Genomic DNA, 552 nt, shown 5'->3' with positions numbered 1-552 from the left:
CCTTATAAAAATGGTGAATTTGATGCTAACAATCATTTTTTAAGTTTCAAAACAAGTGTAGTGCCAAGAGAAACGATTACGTTTACTTGTGCAAAAAGAGTAGGGGCGAGTTCTCCAGTGTTGTTTTATACTCATCAAAATTCCTTTTTGCAGACGCAACCTCCACTACCGCCTGCCACCAAACAAAAAACTTGTACGATCAATGATGAGATTGTGGTGTATGATATTTGGGAAGAAGTATCTATGGTAGTGCCTGACAGGGTCGCTTACGTCGCAGTAATGGCCCCTAAGGAGGTAATTACGCCTAATTTAACCAAAAACACGGCATTAGGATTAGCGGAATTAAAAACAGGGTTACACACCAATTGTTTTGTTCGAAAAACACGAACAACGATTCCGGAAAAAGGAGAGATGGACGTAATTCAAATAAAAAGCAAATACGATGCGACCCATGATTTGGTCATGACATTTGCGCCTGCAGGACCAAACCAAACATGGCAATTGTTCCATTTGGCAAAATCATGGAATTTGACACACAATGTTTCCCCAGAT

General features: G+C 39.9%; 1 protein-coding gene. It reads left to right on the top strand.

What is annotated here, in order from left to right; genetic code table 11:
• Positions 1 to 552 (top strand): hypothetical protein (locus AB3I00_RS14610; RefSeq protein WP_368025617.1); only part of this gene is annotated, 552 nt, incomplete at both ends.

It is taken from the genome of Enterococcus sp. C76 (genome assembly GCF_040886985.1).
Classification (GTDB): domain Bacteria; phylum Bacillota; class Bacilli; order Lactobacillales; family Enterococcaceae; genus Enterococcus_B; species Enterococcus_B lactis.
This window is presented reverse-complemented; position numbering and strand designations above follow the sequence as displayed.